The following is a 16344-nucleotide window of genomic DNA, read 5'->3' as shown; positions in this document are numbered from 1 at the left end:
ATCACTACAAACTCATTACTTTCTCCACAATCTCAAAGAAAGGTTTTAGTTCTTTCTCTCTGCCACGCAGCCAAAGCATCAACATTGATGATTTCAAAGAAATATTGTTTAATTCGATAAACTTCACATTCATATTTTGCCCACTCAATGCCGATTTTGGCTCAATTGAGATTCCCAGACCCGCTTCAACCAATCGCAACACTGTATTTGAATTACCTGATTGATAAGCCACTTTCGGAATAAAACCATACGATTGGCACAGAGCCTCGAGACTTTCTACGTAGCCCGAACTTTCGCTTCGAGGTGGTAAAATAAAATTCTCATCGGCCAATTGTGCCAACGACTCAAAGTTTGTTGTGTCTAAATGATGATTCTGTGGCAGAATTATCACAAAGTTTTCTACATAAATTGTGCGAGCGTTTAGCTCTTTCGGCACTATCATGTTTGGCCCAAACGCTACATCAATCGTGCGGTTTATTAAAGCATTGATGCCATAGAGGTTGGTTGTTTCGTTCAAATTTGTTTTCATTAAAGGCATTTCGGCTTGAATTTTTGCCAAAATATTCGGTAATAAAAACTGCATCGACGAACTCGAATGAGCTATTTTTATTTCACCACCTTCGCCTTTATGAATCTGAAAAGTCCGCTGTTTTACTCGCTCAAAATCTTCTAAAATCCGCTCACATTCTTCCTTAAAGTATTCTCCAGCAGTTGTCAAAGCCACATTTCGCTTATTTCTATCAAATAAAACTACGCCCAATTCTTCTTCCAAAGCCATTATTTGTCGGCTGAGGGCAGGTTGAGCAATGTATATTTCGTCGGCTGCTTTTCTGAAATTTAGCGTTTCAGAAAGTTTTAAAAAGTGTTCAATTGTTCTAAAATCCATTATTGATTCATTTTTGGCATCAAATAATCAAAATTAAGTATTTTTTGTTATCAAAAATAAGTGATTGTTTTGTATTGACAAATAGTAGTATTTACAATAAACGCTTGAAACCAAAGTACTACCATAAATCGCTTCATTATACTTTCTCAACAAACAAATGAAACCACTATTATTTACTTTTTTAACTTGTTTTATTACTTTTAGGGCTTTTTCGGAAGATAAAAAAGATTCGATTCAAACCCAAAAATCACCGATTCAGTTTTTGGGAAACGTGCAGCTCACCAACAATGGTATTTCGCCCGTACCAGCATTTGCACTCGGAAAACCCGCACTCATGACAGGTTTTTCTATTAGAAAAGGTAACTTTTCGTTTTCACCTGCCTTCAATTACGGCATTGATGGCAAACCTTGGGTTTCGAATAGCTGGTTGAGAGTACAATTTCCACACAAAAAATTTACCTTTCGTATGGGAATTAACTGGTCTTTATTTTTCAAACGAACCAGCGTCACCGAAAATGCACAAACATTTGAAGTGCAACGAGCCAATAAATATTTGGAATTTGAAGCAGCAACAACGTATAAAATTTCCGAAAATTCGAGCATCCAAGCATTGTGCTGGTACACGAAAGGTATTGATATAGATGCTGTAAAATACGGACTTTTTTACAGCCTTTCAGCAAATATTAGTAAAATTCGTATCTCAAATTCGGTAAAGTTAGCACTCAAACCCAACTTATTTTATATTGATAATAGCATTCCGTTTAAAGGATTATTTGCTTCTGGAATTGCCGTTTGGTCGTATAAAAACTTACCATTTTCGGTGTCGATGCAAGCTGTAAAACCGCTCATCGTGACACCCAAAAGTGATTTTAATTGGAATATTGGTTTAAATTTTGATTTCTAAAAAAATGACAAATCTTCAAAAGGCTTTTTCGCCCGATTCTTTTCGCCAAAATGCCCATACTTTAGTCGATTTATTGGCTGACTATCTGGAATATGCTCAAAATCAGACGATTACGAGTGTAATTCCATACCAAGAACCCGAGGAATCGTTGGCTTTTTGGCAGGCAGACTACAAGCAAGGAGCAGGAAATATTGAAGATTTTTTCAAGAAAACTATCGAAAAATCAACCCATTTGCACCATCCACGTTATATGGGGCATCAGGTTACGCCACCGCTGCCCATTACGGCAATAGCCAGTATGCTGTCGGGCTTGCTCAATAATGGCATGGCAGTTTATGAAATGGGTTTAGTGTCGAATCCTTTGGAGAGAATTTTATCAGAATTATTGGCCAAGAAAATAGGATTTGATAAAAATGCCAGTGGCTTACTAACTTCGGGCGGAACACTCGCCAATCTTACAGCACTTTTGGCTGCACGTGCCGCTAAAACTGATGTTTGGGAAGAAGGAACAAGTGAAAAGTTGGCGGTCATGGTTTCGGAAGAAGCCCACTATTGCATCGACCGTGCCGCCCGAATTATGGGAATGGGCAGCGAAGGAATCATAAAAGTTCCGACAAATGAGAAGTTACAAATCCGAACCGATTTATTAGAAAAATACTACAACGAAGCTACTGAAAAGGGTTTTAAGGTGATTTGTATTGTAGGTAGTGCTTGTTCAACCTCGACGGGAAGCTATGATAATTTAGAAGAAATTGCAGTTTTTGCACAAAAGCACAATCTTTGGTTCCATGCCGATGGAGCTCATGGTGGAGCGGTTATTTTCTCCGAAAAATACAAACATAAAGTGAAGGGCATAGAACAAGCCGACTCGGTGGTAATTGATTGGCACAAAATGTTGATGACACCTGCATTGGCTACGGCATTGATTTTTAAGCGTGATGAAGATGCTTTCAAGACTTTCCAACAAAAAGCACAATATTTATGGGCAAATCAACACTCAAAAGATTGGTTTAATTCAGGAAAACGTACTTTTGAATGTACAAAATTGATGATGAGTCTAAAAATCTATTCAATTTTGAAAGCTCACGGCGAGCAGATTTTCACTGAAAACGTAGAATATTTACATGGTTTGGCTGAAAAATTTGCCGATTTGATAAAAACACGACCTAACTTTGAATTAGCCATTGAGCCTGAAAGCAATATTGTTTGTTTTAGATTACTTTCGTTAGACACCAACTTAAATGACCTCAACTCAAGCATCAGAAAGCAGCTTTTGCAAGAAGGTAATTTCTATATTGTACAAACAACTTTAAAAGAAAACGTTTATCTTCGTGTGTCGTTGATGAATCCACTCACAACCGAAACCGACCTAAACGCACTTTTAGATGAAATTGAAAGAATTGGCAATCAAATTTCTGGAGAATAAATATTTAGCTTTTGTTATTACGCTTGTCATTTTTGTGCTTTGTACAATGCCAAGTGAGCAATTGCCCAAAGGGAACGATAAAACTGCCCATTTTGTAGCCTTTGCAGGATGTGCTTTTTGCTGGCAATTTGCCTTTAAAAACTATGCTAAAACACTTATTTTAGGCATTATTTACGGAATCTTGATTGAGTTTTGGCAAGGTTCATTACCAACATCTTTTCATCGTAGTTTTGATTGGTATGATGCACTGGCTGATGGTATTGGGGTTCTAATTGGTTTGTTTTTATTTTACTTATCAACAGTTTTCAAAATAAAGTAGTAAAAAAAGTGTCATATTTTATCTGAAACTACTGAAAAATATTCTTTACCTTTCTCTCAACGCCTTGCTCTGCCGAATCATTTCCACCGTAAAATCAATCACGCTTGTATTATTTTTCAGTAATTCTTCACGGTTTCGGTTTACCTCATAATCAGGTTTAACGAAAAAATCCTTGTTTACTTTATTGGGTAAATTATGGTTGATTTTCATCAGTGGCGTATGTACAATATATTTTGTGTTGGGTAGCTTAAAATCTTGCCAATTCACAGCAAAACTTCCCCAAGTAGCCCCACCGACTTGTTGACCAATTATTTTTTCGGGGATTCCTAAATCTTTGGCCAGATTAATTGTAAAAGTAGTTGCCGAATAGCAACCAGGGTCGGTTATGAAGTATGTTTTTCCTCTGTAAGCCAATGCTTTTTCGGGTTTATGTCTGTCGTTTCGTTTGTTTACTCGATACATAAATTCACCATCACGCTTCATAAAACCCAGCCACATCGTGACTGGTGGACCAAAATAATAAGGCTTGAAAATTGCAAAATAGGCCTTTTTCTTAAAAGCCACCGTATCGACTAAAGTAAAGGGTTTTGGTGAAAGATATTTCAGCAAACGTGAAACATTAGGAATAAATCCACCACCATTTGCTCTAAAATCAACAATCAAATGCTCAACTTTTAGTTGTTTGATTGTTTTGAATCTGGCTCGTAAAACCCGTTTGAATTTTTGCTCGCTTACATCTAAAAACTTTCCTGACATTGAAAAAGTGGTAATGTCAAGTTTTGCGATATGATTAACGCTATCCATAATTTTGAGCGAAAGATTTGGACGACTGAGGTTTTTATAACGTTTTTTATCGATTTTTAGAATTTCACTATTGGTCTGACAAGCTACTTTTTTATTGAAAACACTATCATTTTTCGGTAAACGATAGGAGATTTTAATCGAATCTACTTCTCCAAAATATCTTTTGTAATAAGTCGGAAACGCACTCACTGTGTAATAGTCTTTTGAGTGTTCGTTACCGTTATCGCTTGAGACAAAAACCTTTAGTTTTTGAATTAACTGTTCAACAGGTTCATCATTAAAGGCCAAAACCTCTGCACCTCGAATGATAGTTGAGTCGGCGGAATAATTCAAGGCTAAATAATAGTTTTTGTCAATTTTACGAAGATAGAAAGGTACAAACTTGGCATTTTTTTTATTAAATCGTTTTTTATCGTATCGTAAATTTGTGTGTCCGTCTTTTACATTTGTCACTAATCGAGATAGAACTCGAAACGTTTCGAGATAGCTAAGTGGTTGATTGATAGTATTATAGAGCGAATCGTACTTTTTATTATATTCTTCTTTGCTCATATAGTAATACATTCCTGGATGGATTTTTTCAAAACGTTTTTTCAAGAATGCCATATCTGCCCGAACCTCTTCTGGAGTGAAAGAATCTTTTGATTTTTGAGCTTGTAAAAAAAGTGGGAGCAGTAAAAGAATGAAAATCTTTTGCATAGTTTAGTGGTGTACTGTAAATTAGTGTACTGATTGCTGGTAATTGCTTACTGGTTTTCGCTGTTGACTGCTGACCGTAGCCTGTCGACTAAATAAAACTATCTAATCTTAACTTTGTTTTTAATCAAATTTAGGGTGTATTTCAGCACCGTATCTTCGTTATTCAAGAAATCTTCAAGAGTTGAATTTACTTCAAAATCAGGTTGGAGAATCGGTTTATTATATTTTTTGGCATCAATATTATACAAAATTCTACCCAGAGGCAGGGAAATCTCTAATTCGGTATTGGGTAATTTTATTGAAGAAAACTGAGCAGCCGAACAACCATCATAGGCACCTCCGCAAGTCATGCCTACATAAGTACCAACGCCCATGTTATGAAGTTTTGAAACCAACAAAGCAGCCGCTGAAAACGTACCTCCGTTCATCAGCACATAAACGTTTTTATTAAACCTAAACTCATCGTGAGGGCGTTGTTTTTGTTGGTATTTACTTTCTAAATAGCCCTCAGCGTCTCGTACAGTAAACTCTTTATTGAGCCTCGAAGCTGCCTCTTTGGCCAAATACGCATCGTATTTTTTATAATCTTGCTTGAGTCGCTGTAAGCCTTCATCTCTGAAACCTATTTTGTATGCATCGAATGGTTGATTGGCGAAATAACGCAAAAAGAAGATCGAATAGTCAATGATTCCACCCGAATTACCTCTTAAATCCAAAATCAAATTTTCAATTTTATTTTCTTCCAGTTTTCTGAAAATCTTACGAGTTTCACCTTCAAAATTAGTGCCACGTCCGTAGTCTTTCATGCCATACATAAACGAACGAATATCAACCATTGCCACTTTTTGGCTTGAATCAATTACCCGATAAGATACAATTCCTGTAGTATCTTCATCAACATCAGGGTAGCGAGTTTCGAGCATTTTCTCCATAAAATCTATACTTTGGCCTTCTATTTTGCTCGTTTTGGGCTTACTTTGCCCTTGTTTTTGATAAGTTACTAAAAAGCTTTCTTCTTCGCCTTTCCATAAATAATACAATTTCCTGAATTCTCGAATCGCATAATATTTTCTTGCGTTCGGGTTTACGCCATCGCCATTGTAGTAAGAAATCTTTTCGAGATGCTCTAAGATTTTCTTGACAGGCTGACCATCAATTTCTAAGATTTCGGTGCCACGAGTAATCTTTTTATCAGCAGAATAATTACGAGAAACCAACAACTGATTGTTGATATACCGCACACTAAACGGAAAGAACTTCGGGCGTTCGGTAAAAGAATTACTCTTAGAAAGCAACCTACGATCGGGCGACATATGCGTGTGTCCGCAGCCAACGGCCTGCACCAAGGGTAAAAATGTAAAGTAGGCTTCACGAAGCGAATATTTTCCCGAAACTCTTTGTAGCAAAGAGTCTTGCAAGAAAGCAAATCGTTCTTTTGAAATATATTTGTAAGGGTCTGGATGATATTTCTCAATCTCGTTTTTCAGATTCACGAGGTCTTCTTTTATCTGTTCAGCCGTGTAAGTCTGCGAAAAACCATTCAACTGATTGATCAGCAGTAGTATGAAGAAAATATATCTTGCTTTTATATTCATTTTAGCTTTTTTCATAAACTCAAATCTACTCTAAAATAACTATTTTTTAGTACCAGCCACAAAATAATCTATCTACTAAACACAAATTTCGCATTGGTGACGGTCGGCCGCTGCCGTTTGGGGTTGTGAATTTTTTTTACTAATTTTGCACCATAATAAAACTTCAGTTCTTTGAACGCCTATGCTTAACAGACGCCTCATACGGATTCGTGCGATGCAAGCCCTTTTTGCTTATAAACAAGCTGAGGGTGCGAATTTCCAATTAGCTTTAGACTTAATTGCCGACCACTTCTCTCCAGATTTGAACTCGATGGAGTATCAAGATAAAGAGAAACTCGAAGGATTAAAAAAATTAGGTCAAAATCTTTTTCAAGAAGCTTTTTCTCGACAAGAAGCTGAAAAATTTGACGCACCCGACGAAGTGTTGAGAATGGTCGAAAAAGCAAAAGAATTTTATCTTCTCAAAAACAAAAAAGACGTTCAGCATTATGCCAGCCGTATGGTAATCGAGGCGGAAAGAGTTTATGAATTGTATCTACAAATCTTATTACTTTTTATCGAACTCGGTAATCGTGCCAATCAAGATAGCAATGGCGATGCAAAATCAAAACTCATTGATAATCAGGTTATAAAGGCTTTACGTCAAGAAAAATCACTCGAAATACTATGTAGTCGTCGAAGTATTAGTATGCTCAATGAGCAAGTTTTTGTGGCTAAATTATACCGTGAAGTAATTCGTGGCAATGACCGCTACAAAGAATATACATCGAAAACCAATCATACACTTGAAGAAGATTTTGCGATTTTGAAATATCTACTCAAAAACGTAATATTGAAGCACGAAATTGCTTGGGAATTTTTCGAGAAACAAGATTTGTATTGGATCGATGACATCGAAACTCTCAGAGCGGCCGTCACGCATACTTTTCAAGCATTAGTCGAAGAAGGCAAATTAAAATTGGCTACCTTAGACGACGAATGGGACGAAAGAAAAGAATTTTTGCAAACTTTGTATCAGAAAAGTATTCTTGAAACCAAAGATTTAGAAGAAATTCTGATTCCAAAACTCAAAAACTGGGAAATAGAGCGTATTGCCATCACTGACCATATTTTATTGAAAATGGCAGTAGTCGAAATGCTCAATTATCCGAGTATTCCAGTAAAGGTTACGATAAACGAAATCATCGAAATCGCTAAAGATTATAGTACACCAAAAAGTGGACAGTTTGTCAATGGTATTTTAGATGGCGTATCGAAAGACCTCAAAGAATCGGGCAAACTTCGCAAAAGCGGTAGAGGTATGTTGGATAATAAATAAGTCTAAAAAAGAGTTCTCTATAAATATAAAGTAGTTTTAGTGGGAAATTTACTCACTCATTCAAACATTCAAACATTCACTCATTGAATTTTATGAGCAATTCATCAAGAACTTTCATTGCATTTTTGGCTGGAGTAGCCACAGGAGCAGCCATCGGTATTTTATATGCACCCGATAAAGGCGAAGTAACTCGTGATAAACTGTCATTCCGTTTATCGAAATATCGTGAACAATTACAAAAATTCATCAACGACCTCATCGAAAGAGGCGATGAAGTAGCGATGGAAGTAGTTGGTGGCGATAGTTCGGCCAAAGCAGAAGGACAAAAAGTAGTGAGCGAAGCACGCCAAAAAGCCGAAAAATTACTCGAAGACGTAGAGTCTTTGATGAGCCAAATTAAATCAAAAAACTAACAGGATTTAGAAGACGGTCGCCGTGCGATTTTAAGATTGATGAAATTTTGAGAACCCTTGCAATTGCAAGGGTTCTCAAAACTAAACATAATTAATTTCTAATATACAATTTATTAAAATACGAAATGAAAAAAGTATTTTTAGCTCTTACTTCAACGATTATTTTGGCAGGAATGAATTTTTCTTGCAACCTAATTGATTCAAAAAGCCAGACGGGAATGAGTAAAGAAGATTCATTAGTCGCTTTGGCAAATGCTCCAATCATGGAGTTTGATAAAGAAGTAGTTGATTTCGGCACACTTACCGAAGGTGATACGGTTTCGCACGTATTTAAGTTTAAAAACGTTGGTAAAAGTGCTTTGACAATTACCGATGTGCAAGTACAGTGTGGTTGTACAGTTGCCTCAAAGCCTGACCATCCGATTGGTGTTGGGCAGTCTGACCAAATTACTGTGCGTTTCAATAGCCAAGGGAAAGCAGGCACAAACAAAAAATTTGTAACAATTTTTTCTAATGCCAACCCTCCACAAACTGTTTTGTCTTTTACGGCAGTTGTGCAAGGAAAAGATATGGCAGATACAGTAAAGCCGCAGTAGAAAAAAATAAGAGTTTTCAGCACATAATCTAACCAAAAAATCTAAAATAATGATTCTTTTACAAGCACAGAGTGGAAATGGTATGTTTTCGATAGTGATGATGGTCGGAATGATAGCAGTATTTTACTTCTTCATGATTCGTCCACAACAAAAAAAGGCAAACGACCAAAAGAAAATGGTTGAAGAATTGAAAGAAGGCGATGAAATCGTAACTTTCGGTGGAATGCATGGTAAAATCGTTTCAAAAGACGAATCAACTGTAACTGTTTCGGCAGGTGGCGGTGCAAGATTGACTTTCGATAAAACTTCTATCGCAAGAAAAAAATAATAGTAACGAGTGGTGTTCCGTCGGACGGCGGAATGCTCCACTATAGATAGTTTATAGTCAACAGAAAATAAATGTATCTGTCGATTGTGGACTACTGTCTATTGACTTACCCAATGAATATTAGAACCTTAGTACTGTGCTTTTTGGCCGCCTTCGTAATTTGGCTGCTAAACTCTCTAAACAAATCGGGATATTCGGCTAAAATCAACTATCCCCTCACCATCAAATATAACGATTCCCTTTACATTTCGACCAAACCTTTACCCAAGCAGTTGAATGTAAGTATGTCGAGTACAGGTTGGGATTTATTGAAATATAATCTGTTTTCAAATGCAACACCGCTGGTTTATGAAATTGACAACCCTTTGAAAATCAATAGATTAGACAATGCATCATTACTTGAGTCGCTAACAAATTTACTACAAAGACCTAAATTAAATTATATTTTGGCAGATACCACAACTTTGCATTTTGAGCGAAGACAAAAGAAAATAATCAAGCTAAAAGTGGATAGTTTGGGTATTGATTTACAGAAAAACTTTGTGGTATCGAGTCTAATAAATATTTCACCAAATGAGATTGTTTTAGATGGTCCAGAGTCGGTATTAAAGGAGTACGAAAACGTAATCTATCTCAAAGTACCAGCTAAGCGTTTAGCCACAAACTTTGATGATAAAGTAATCATTTCTTTACCATCAAATACTTTTGTAAAATCAAACGTCGAAAAGGCTTTGGTAAGTTTTGAAGTAGCTGAATTATTGAAATAAATTACGGGATTTAGGTTTCAGGAATTAGAATTTATGAAACGTTTTTACATATATTTCTAACTCTCAGACTAAGCCCTAATTCCTAATATCTAACTCCAAATCTTTCAATCATGGCATCAGAAACCACCCGTCGTTCGCAAGCTACTCCGATGAAAGATGCCATCGAAGCATTTTTGAAAACATTTGACCTCAAAACTCGTTTTAACGAAACCTATTTGATAGCGTTTTGGGGTCGAATGATGGGGCCAACAATTGCCTCTCGAACCAAAGAAATCTACGTTAAAAATAGGGTTTTATATCTCCGAATCGACTCCTCTCCACTTCGTCAAGAGCTTTTCATGGCAAAAACTAAGCTTCTCGACCTCATCAATAAAGATGTAGGTGAGTCTGTGGTTGATGATGTTGTGTTTCTTTGAAAACTTTTTTATAGTAAAATTGTGTTTCTGTTTAAAACTTAGCTAACAGAGTGCGGTCGATGCCCAAGATTTGCAACACAATATATTTATGAAGAAAAAAGATTCACTTGTAGAAAAAGAACGTAATCGTCAGGATTTAGGCTTCGGTACAAAAATGACCGACCGCCAAACTCGACTAATCACTGGTTCTGGACAATTTAATGTAAAGCGTGTCGGACAGTCGTTTGAAGCTTGGCTCAATCTTTATAACCGATTGATTACAGTGCATTGGGGGACATTTATTTTGCTTGTTCTTCTCGTTTACCTAATGCTAAACCTCGTTTTTGCAGGTTTATATTACCTCATTGGTGTAGAGCATTTAGTAGGTGTCGATATGACCAATACGCATTCTCAGTTTTGGGATGCTTTCTTTTTCTCGGCACAGTCGCTCACTACCGTTGGTTATGGGCGTATTGCTCCAGTCGGATTTGCTGCCAGCTTTATAGCTGGTATTGAGGCTTTGAGTGGTTTGATGATGTTTGCTATCATTACGGGCTTACTCTATGGACGTTTTTCTCGCCCAAATCCTCGAATTTTGTTTAGTAGAAATGCTATCATTGCTCCTTATCTTGATACTAACGCTTTCATGTTCAGAATGGTTAACGAAAAGAGCAATCAGATTATTAATTTGAGCGTAAGTTTAGTTTTTTCAAAGGTAGAAGAAAAGAATGGAGTTAGAAATCGTCAATATTATGCTCTCACACTCGAACGCTCGAAAGTAAACTTTTTTCCTACCAATTGGACAATCGTTCACGCCATTACCGAAGATAGTCCACTTTACGGTGAAACAGCTGAGTCTCTTGCCGAAGCCGATGCTGAATTTATGATTGCCACCGAAGGCATTGATGATACATTTGCTGATGCAGTTCATAAACGTCATTCTTATTTCAATGATGAACTCGTTTGGGGAGCAAAGTTTAAACCAATGCTCGAAAACAACGGCGATGAAAGTTATATTTTAGATTTGCGTAAAATTCATGATTTCGATAAAGTAGCTTTGAATCCTTGATTTTAAACCAGTAACACTAATCATTTTGAACTCACTAATTTCCCCTCCAAATCTAAAAAAAGGCGATAAAGTGGCCATTGTAGCCCTTGCCAGCAAGCTAAACCCTGACGATATACAGTCGGCCATTAATCTCATGCAAGAAAACTGGGGAGTTGAAGTAATAGTAGGCGAATCAGTAAGTGCTACATATTACGGTTTTGCAGGAACAGACGAAATTCGCTTGCGAGATTTTCAACAACAACTTGATAATCAAGAGATTAAAGCAGTGTTTTCGGCCAGAGGTGGCTACGGAAGTTCAAGGATTATTGATGCCGTCGATTTTACAGAATTTAAGAAAAATCCTAAATGGATTATCGGTTTTTCTGATATCACGGCCGTTCATGGACAGCTACAAGTGATGGGTTTCCAGAGCCTTCATGCACCAATGCCCAAAACGTTCACACGAGATTATGATTCAGTTCAGAAACTCGAAGCATTTCTTTTTGGTAAAGATATAAATTATACAATTCCATCAAAACCCTTCAACAAACAAGGAGTAGGAGCAGGGCAAATTGTAGGTGGAAATCTTTGTATTTTTGCTCATTTGCTTGGCTCGCAATCAGAAGTCGATACTGATGGTAAAATCTTGTTTATCGAAGATATTTCGGAATACCTCTACAACATTGATCGAATGTTGGTCCAACTAAAAAGAGCAGGAAAACTTAAAAACTTAGCAGGCCTGATTGTTGGAGATTTTTCGGATGTAAAAGAAAATGATGACCCTTTTGGCAAAACTTTCTATGAAATTATTGCTGAACATACGGCCGAGTATAATTATCCAATCTGCTATGATTTTCCAGTTGGTCACGAAGCTATAAATTGGACAATGCCTTGTGGTCGATATGCTTCATTGAGTGTTGATAATGAGGAGGTTAGGTTGAGTTTTAATGATTTTAGTTAAATATACTGTAATTTAAGTCACTCTATTTTTTGTGTCGTTGTCATTCCGAAGGAATCTGTTCGCAACAAACAATTTTTGATGATTACAGATGCTTACAGCATGACATTACCGACGAAAAATTTTGTATAGACTTAAATGATAGTGTATTAAATCACTAAAGTTTATTGAGAATCTGAAAAAGTTTGGAAAATTTTTTGATTAAAACTTTGCCATATCTCATTATCTCCAATAGATATTAGTACTTGTTTATTCTGTACATTACTCACTTCTACAAATACATTGTTATTAAGATTTTCATCAGAGAAGAATATTATTCCAAAGGCATTTATTATAGTGAGATGTACACTATTATTGATATTGTATGCTGTTAATAGGATATTTTCAGGCAATTTAGGTTTGATGATACAAAAATGAAATAGAGGTGTAGATAAATCTTCAAATGAATTTAATAATTGAGGTTTGTTATTTTTTAAACCAGCATTTAAAAAGTCTCTAATGTTTTCAACAACTTTTTCAGATATTTTATAGTTTTTGAATTCTTTGGAGTGTGAAATTGCTAACCGCCAGATAATCGTATAGATAAAAAGCTTAAATAAAATAGGATGAACTTTAGTGCATAGTAATAAGTTTTTATCCAATAAAGTATATTGTTCTGGAAATGCAGTAAAGTTTTCCCATTCCTTGAAAAATCTGCCAAAATATGTTTCAATAACTTCTATTCTTTTTTCACAGTTTGTGCATAAAATATTATCTTCCTTAATTGAATCTTGAGCTTTTCTTTCTTTTTCCCCTTTAACAAATCTTAAAGTATGTCTGTGTGGAATTTCCGCAAATATACCCTTACACAAAAATTTAGGAATAATGTGCGAATTCATTTTATCAGCTTTATTAGTCAAACATAGTTTACAGATTGGGAGATTCATAATTATAAATTATAATATATAAAATTAAACATATTTTTTATATTTGCAGATAGTATGCAAGCATACGGTATTGGAATGATAGAAAGAATTAAAAAATCAATCGAAATTATTGCTAACGATTTAGCTCAACTGAAAGACACATTTTATGTGGTTGGAAGCTCTGCTTTGGTATTGGCAGGTATTCCGCTCGAAACGATTGATGACGTTGATTTACTGACATCAAACCGTGATGCTGATTTCTTGAAACATCTTTGGCGGTCAAACAAATTAATAGATTATTCGCCCGCTCATGCCGATAAGTTTTTATCGAATTTTGGACGCTTTAAAATTAATAAATCCCTTGTGGAAGTAATGGGCGAATTAAAGGTTTTTCATGAAAATAAATGGCAAATCTTAGAGATAAAAGAATGGCAAGAGCTTGAAATCAATGAAAAATTGCAAATAAAAATTCCAACCTTAGCGGAGCAGTATCGAATTTTTACGCTATTTGGCAGAGAAAAAGACCTCAAAAAAGCAAACCTGATTTTACAACAAACAACATATATTCAACCATCTAATGGAAATTAACTATAAAGTAGAAAACAACGTGGCGATTATCAGTTGGAACATGACGACTTCGCCGATGAACGTTATGAACGATATTTCGATTCCTGAATTTGAAGGGCATCTCGAAACGGCTTACGCAGACCCCGAAGTAAAAGGAATTATCATCACTTCCGAAAAAAATGAGTTTATAGCAGGAGCTGATGTAAAGATGATTTTGCGTAATAATAGCAAAGACCAAAGCGAAATGCACAAGTTTTCGCTTGATTTTAATGCTATTTTTCGTAAACTCGAAACTTGTGGAAAGCCAGTAGTTGCGGCCATGAACGGTACGGCTTTAGGTGGTGGCTATGAGGTTTGTTTATCGTGTCATTATCGTATTGCTCTTGATAATCCAAAAGCCGTTATTGGCTTGCCCGAAGTTCAACTTGGTTTGCTTCCCGGCGGTGGTGGTACGCAACGTTTGCCTCGTCTAATCGGTATGGAAGCTGCTCTGATGCTAATGGTTGAAGGTAAGCGAATTTCTCCAAAAGAAGCTTTAGGTTATGGCATGGTGAATGACATGGCTGCTACTCGTGAAGAAATGATGGAAAAAGCCATGAAATGGATTTTGGCTAATCCGAAAGCTATTCAACCGTGGGATGAATTTGATAAGAAAACAGGAGCAATCAAGGCTCGTGAAAATTATAAAGTACCAGGTGGAAACGTTCAGTCGCCAACAGGTATGCGTACGTTTGCTGGAGGAACAGCTATGATTATGGATAAAACCAAAGGAAATTATCCTGCTCCAATTGCAATTCTTTCCTGCGTTTATGAAGGCTTACAAGTAAATATGGATAGAGCGATTCCGATTGAGGCTCGTTATTTTGTGAAAGTGGCCACTTCTCGTGAAGCAAAGAACTTAATTGGTGTGATGTTTTTGGGCAAAAATGAAGCTGATAAAGGAGCGAGTCGCCCAAAGAATATTCCTGCTACTGATGTCAAAAAGCTCGGTATTTTAGGAGCTGGTTTTATGGGAGCAGGTATTGCCTATGTATCGGCAATGGCGGGGATTGAAGTTGTTTTGAAGGATGTAAGTATCGAAGCGGCCGAAAAAGGAAAAGATTATTCGAGAGGCTTGGTGCAGAAAGGTATTGAAAGGGGTAAAACCACAGCTGATAAAGGCGAAAAACTATTGAGTTTGATAAAGCCAACGGCAGAGGTGGCTGATTTGCAAGGGTGTGATTTGATTATCGAAGCAGTTTTTGAAAACCGTGAGTTAAAAGCAACAGTTACTAAAGAAGCAGAGCCAATGTTGGCTGAGAATGCGGAACGCCGCCCGGGTGTTTTTGGCTCAAATACTTCCACAATTCCGATTACAGGTTTGGCAAAGGCTTCTGCAAAGCCCGAAAATTTTATCGGCATTCACTTTTTCTCGCCAGTCGATAAAATGATGCTCGTTGAGCTGATTCGTGGTAAAGAAACATCTGATTATGCGGTGGCTTTAGCGGTTGATTTCGTGAAGAAAATTCGCAAAACCCCAATAGTAGTCAATGATTCACGTGGGTTTTACACTTCTCGTTGTTTTAGCACTTACACCACCGAAGGAATTGCTCTATTGAAAGATGGCGTTGACCCAGTTTTAATTGAAAACGCAGGAAAAAATGCAGGAATGCCTGTCGGTGCATTAGCAGTTTCGGATGAAGTTGCTTTAGATTTAGCCTTGAAAATTTCTAAACAATCAATTGCCGATGGAGCATTGACTGAAGAAGATGGAGCATATCAAGTAACCAGAATGATGGTTGAAGATTTAGGCCGATTTGGTAAGAAAAACAAGAAAGGTTTTTACGAGTATCCAGAAGGAGGGAAGAAGTATTTGTGGGAAGGCTTGGCTGAATTTTTTCCAGTTTCGGAAATTCAACCTGATGTTGAGGAAGTAAAAAAACGCTTACTTTACCGCCAAGTAGTTGAGTCGATTCGTTGTATGGATGAAGGTGTTTTGATGACAAAATTAGATGGTAATATCGGTTCGATTTTGGCTTGGGGATTTCCACCATATGCTGGCGGAACGCTCAATTTTCCTGATTTTGTAGGCACAGAAACTTTCTTGAATGAAGTAGAACGCTTGGCAGATACTTATGGCGAAAGGTTTAGATTAACTGCAAAACAAAAGGAATTAGTCAGAAATCTGTAAGTAATATTCAAACGTACGTATAAAAAAAGGCGAGGTAACTCGTCTTTTTTTATGACTAAGTATTTGAATTTGTAATTTTTTAGACTTAAAATTCGTTTTGAAAACATTGTAACGGTTAGAAAACCACAAAATATTATTTAATAGATATATTTTGGCACGTTTTTATCTTACTTTAATTGACGTAATCCTATAATCGAGTGAAGTATTTTCTAACCCTCATTATTTTAATCACATTGTTTGAGACAA

The 16344-nt window shown here is 36.5% G+C and carries 17 protein-coding genes; 13 read left to right on the top strand and 4 right to left on the bottom strand.

The genetic code is table 11. The annotated features are described in order from the left end of the window. Nucleotides 1-4: 4 nt before the first annotated feature. The gene (locus tag ABR854_RS20360; RefSeq protein ID WP_350267695.1) at nt 5-886 is read right to left on the bottom strand and encodes a LysR family transcriptional regulator; all 882 of its coding nucleotides are present in this window, start codon (nt 884-886) and stop codon (nt 5-7) included. Nucleotides 887-1043: 157 nt separating this feature from the next. Here ABR854_RS20360 and ABR854_RS20355 point away from each other — a divergent pair, with 157 nt between their 5' ends. The 3 genes from ABR854_RS20355 to ABR854_RS20345 are packed head-to-tail and all read left to right on the top strand — an operon-like array spanning nt 1044 to nt 3535. Next, a complete protein-coding gene (locus tag ABR854_RS20355; RefSeq protein WP_350267694.1) occupies nt 1044-1790 on the top strand; it encodes a hypothetical protein in 747 nt (248 codons plus the stop codon). A 4-nt stretch (nt 1791-1794) separates the two neighbouring features. Beyond that, on the top strand, nt 1795-3216 hold the full coding sequence (locus ABR854_RS20350) for a pyridoxal phosphate-dependent decarboxylase family protein (RefSeq protein ID WP_350267693.1): 1422 nt from the start codon (nt 1795-1797) through the stop codon (nt 3214-3216). Beyond that, nucleotides 3176-3535 (top strand): VanZ family protein, encoded by a 360-nt coding sequence (locus tag ABR854_RS20345; protein ID WP_350267692.1) that lies wholly within the window; start codon nt 3176-3178, stop codon nt 3533-3535. Before ABR854_RS20350 ends, ABR854_RS20345 begins: the two co-directional genes overlap by 41 nt. Before the next feature lie 45 nt (nt 3536-3580). On the opposite strand, the gene ABR854_RS20340 is transcribed toward ABR854_RS20345, so the two are convergent. Then, on the bottom strand, nt 3581-5038 hold the full coding sequence (locus ABR854_RS20340; RefSeq protein WP_350267691.1) for a S41 family peptidase: 1458 nt from the start codon (nt 5036-5038) through the stop codon (nt 3581-3583). A gap of 98 nt (nt 5039-5136) precedes the next feature. After that, entirely contained in the window at nt 5137-6648 is a 1512-nt protein-coding gene (locus ABR854_RS20335) for a S41 family peptidase (protein WP_350267690.1), read from the bottom strand. Nucleotides 6649-6814: 166 nt separating this feature from the next. Here ABR854_RS20335 and nusB point away from each other — a divergent pair, with 166 nt between their 5' ends. From nusB to ABR854_RS20295, 8 genes are all read left to right on the top strand, one after another. Further along, nucleotides 6815-7951 carry a transcription antitermination factor NusB gene (gene nusB, locus ABR854_RS20330; protein ID WP_350267689.1) on the top strand — a complete coding sequence of 379 codons (1137 nt, stop codon included), beginning with the start codon at nt 6815-6817 and terminating at the stop codon, nt 7949-7951. 92 nt (nt 7952-8043) lie between these two features. Next, nucleotides 8044-8364 carry a YtxH domain-containing protein gene (locus tag ABR854_RS20325; protein WP_064198399.1) on the top strand — a complete coding sequence of 107 codons (321 nt, stop codon included), beginning with the start codon at nt 8044-8046 and terminating at the stop codon, nt 8362-8364. 125 nt (nt 8365-8489) lie between these two features. Further along, nucleotides 8490-8960, top strand: a complete 471-nt coding sequence (locus tag ABR854_RS20320; RefSeq protein ID WP_350267688.1) for a DUF1573 domain-containing protein — start codon at nt 8490-8492, stop codon at nt 8958-8960. Between the two features lie 49 nt (nt 8961-9009). Further along, nucleotides 9010-9288, top strand: a complete 279-nt coding sequence (gene yajC, locus ABR854_RS20315) for a preprotein translocase subunit YajC (protein ID WP_350267687.1) — start codon at nt 9010-9012, stop codon at nt 9286-9288. 113 nt (nt 9289-9401) lie between these two features. Further along, on the top strand, nt 9402-10055 hold the full coding sequence (locus tag ABR854_RS20310) for a YbbR-like domain-containing protein (protein WP_350267686.1): 654 nt from the start codon (nt 9402-9404) through the stop codon (nt 10053-10055). 110 nt (nt 10056-10165) lie between these two features. Then, a complete protein-coding gene (locus ABR854_RS20305; protein ID WP_350267685.1) occupies nt 10166-10471 on the top strand; it encodes a DciA family protein in 306 nt (101 codons plus the stop codon). An 88-nt stretch (nt 10472-10559) separates the two neighbouring features. Further along, entirely contained in the window at nt 10560-11519 is a 960-nt protein-coding gene (locus ABR854_RS20300) for an ion channel (RefSeq protein WP_350267684.1), read from the top strand. A gap of 25 nt (nt 11520-11544) precedes the next feature. Beyond that, complete coding sequence (locus ABR854_RS20295; protein WP_350267683.1) at nt 11545-12459, top strand: S66 peptidase family protein; 915 nt, start codon at nt 11545-11547, stop codon at nt 12457-12459. Between the two features lie 161 nt (nt 12460-12620). On the opposite strand, the gene ABR854_RS20290 is transcribed toward ABR854_RS20295, so the two are convergent. After that, on the bottom strand, nt 12621-13382 hold the full coding sequence (locus tag ABR854_RS20290) for a hypothetical protein (protein ID WP_350267682.1): 762 nt from the start codon (nt 13380-13382) through the stop codon (nt 12621-12623). A 54-nt stretch (nt 13383-13436) separates the two neighbouring features. On the opposite strand from ABR854_RS20290, the gene ABR854_RS20285 reads away from it, so the two are divergent. Then, the gene (locus ABR854_RS20285; protein ID WP_350267681.1) at nt 13437-13949 is read left to right on the top strand and encodes a hypothetical protein; all 513 of its coding nucleotides are present in this window, start codon (nt 13437-13439) and stop codon (nt 13947-13949) included. Continuing rightward, complete coding sequence (locus ABR854_RS20280; protein WP_350267680.1) at nt 13939-16098, top strand: 3-hydroxyacyl-CoA dehydrogenase NAD-binding domain-containing protein; 2160 nt, start codon at nt 13939-13941, stop codon at nt 16096-16098. The genes ABR854_RS20285 and ABR854_RS20280 overlap by 11 nt, the downstream gene beginning before the upstream one ends. Nucleotides 16099-16344 lie beyond the last annotated feature (246 nt).

Origin of the sequence: Emticicia sp. W12TSBA100-4, assembly GCF_040253585.1 — a bacterium.
Lineage (GTDB): Bacteria > Bacteroidota > Bacteroidia > Cytophagales > Spirosomataceae > Emticicia.
Note: the sequence above shows the minus strand (reverse complement) of the source record. Positions and strands in the feature narration are given on the sequence as shown.

Excerpts from the sequence above, each read along its gene's own strand:
- ABR854_RS20360 (WP_350267695.1), bottom strand. The coding sequence starts at position 886 with ATGGATTTTAGAACAATTGAACACTTTTTAAAACTTTCTGAAACGCTA.
- ABR854_RS20355 (WP_350267694.1), top strand. The coding sequence starts at position 1,044 with ATGAAACCACTATTATTTACTTTTTTAACTTGTTTTATTACTTTTAGG.
- ABR854_RS20350 (WP_350267693.1), top strand. The coding sequence starts at position 1,795 with ATGACAAATCTTCAAAAGGCTTTTTCGCCCGATTCTTTTCGCCAAAAT.
- ABR854_RS20345 (WP_350267692.1), top strand. The coding sequence starts at position 3,176 with ATGAAATTGAAAGAATTGGCAATCAAATTTCTGGAGAATAAATATTTA.
- ABR854_RS20340 (WP_350267691.1), bottom strand. The coding sequence starts at position 5,038 with ATGCAAAAGATTTTCATTCTTTTACTGCTCCCACTTTTTTTACAAGCT.
- ABR854_RS20335 (WP_350267690.1), bottom strand. The coding sequence starts at position 6,648 with ATGAAAAAAGCTAAAATGAATATAAAAGCAAGATATATTTTCTTCATA.
- nusB (WP_350267689.1), top strand. The coding sequence starts at position 6,815 with ATGCTTAACAGACGCCTCATACGGATTCGTGCGATGCAAGCCCTTTTT.
- ABR854_RS20325 (WP_064198399.1), top strand. The coding sequence starts at position 8,044 with ATGAGCAATTCATCAAGAACTTTCATTGCATTTTTGGCTGGAGTAGCC.
- ABR854_RS20320 (WP_350267688.1), top strand. The coding sequence starts at position 8,490 with ATGAAAAAAGTATTTTTAGCTCTTACTTCAACGATTATTTTGGCAGGA.
- yajC (WP_350267687.1), top strand. The coding sequence starts at position 9,010 with ATGATTCTTTTACAAGCACAGAGTGGAAATGGTATGTTTTCGATAGTG.
- ABR854_RS20310 (WP_350267686.1), top strand. The coding sequence starts at position 9,402 with ATGAATATTAGAACCTTAGTACTGTGCTTTTTGGCCGCCTTCGTAATT.
- ABR854_RS20305 (WP_350267685.1), top strand. The coding sequence starts at position 10,166 with ATGGCATCAGAAACCACCCGTCGTTCGCAAGCTACTCCGATGAAAGAT.
- ABR854_RS20300 (WP_350267684.1), top strand. The coding sequence starts at position 10,560 with ATGAAGAAAAAAGATTCACTTGTAGAAAAAGAACGTAATCGTCAGGAT.
- ABR854_RS20290 (WP_350267682.1), bottom strand. The coding sequence starts at position 13,382 with ATGAATCTCCCAATCTGTAAACTATGTTTGACTAATAAAGCTGATAAA.
- ABR854_RS20285 (WP_350267681.1), top strand. The coding sequence starts at position 13,437 with ATGCAAGCATACGGTATTGGAATGATAGAAAGAATTAAAAAATCAATC.
- ABR854_RS20280 (WP_350267680.1), top strand. The coding sequence starts at position 13,939 with ATGGAAATTAACTATAAAGTAGAAAACAACGTGGCGATTATCAGTTGG.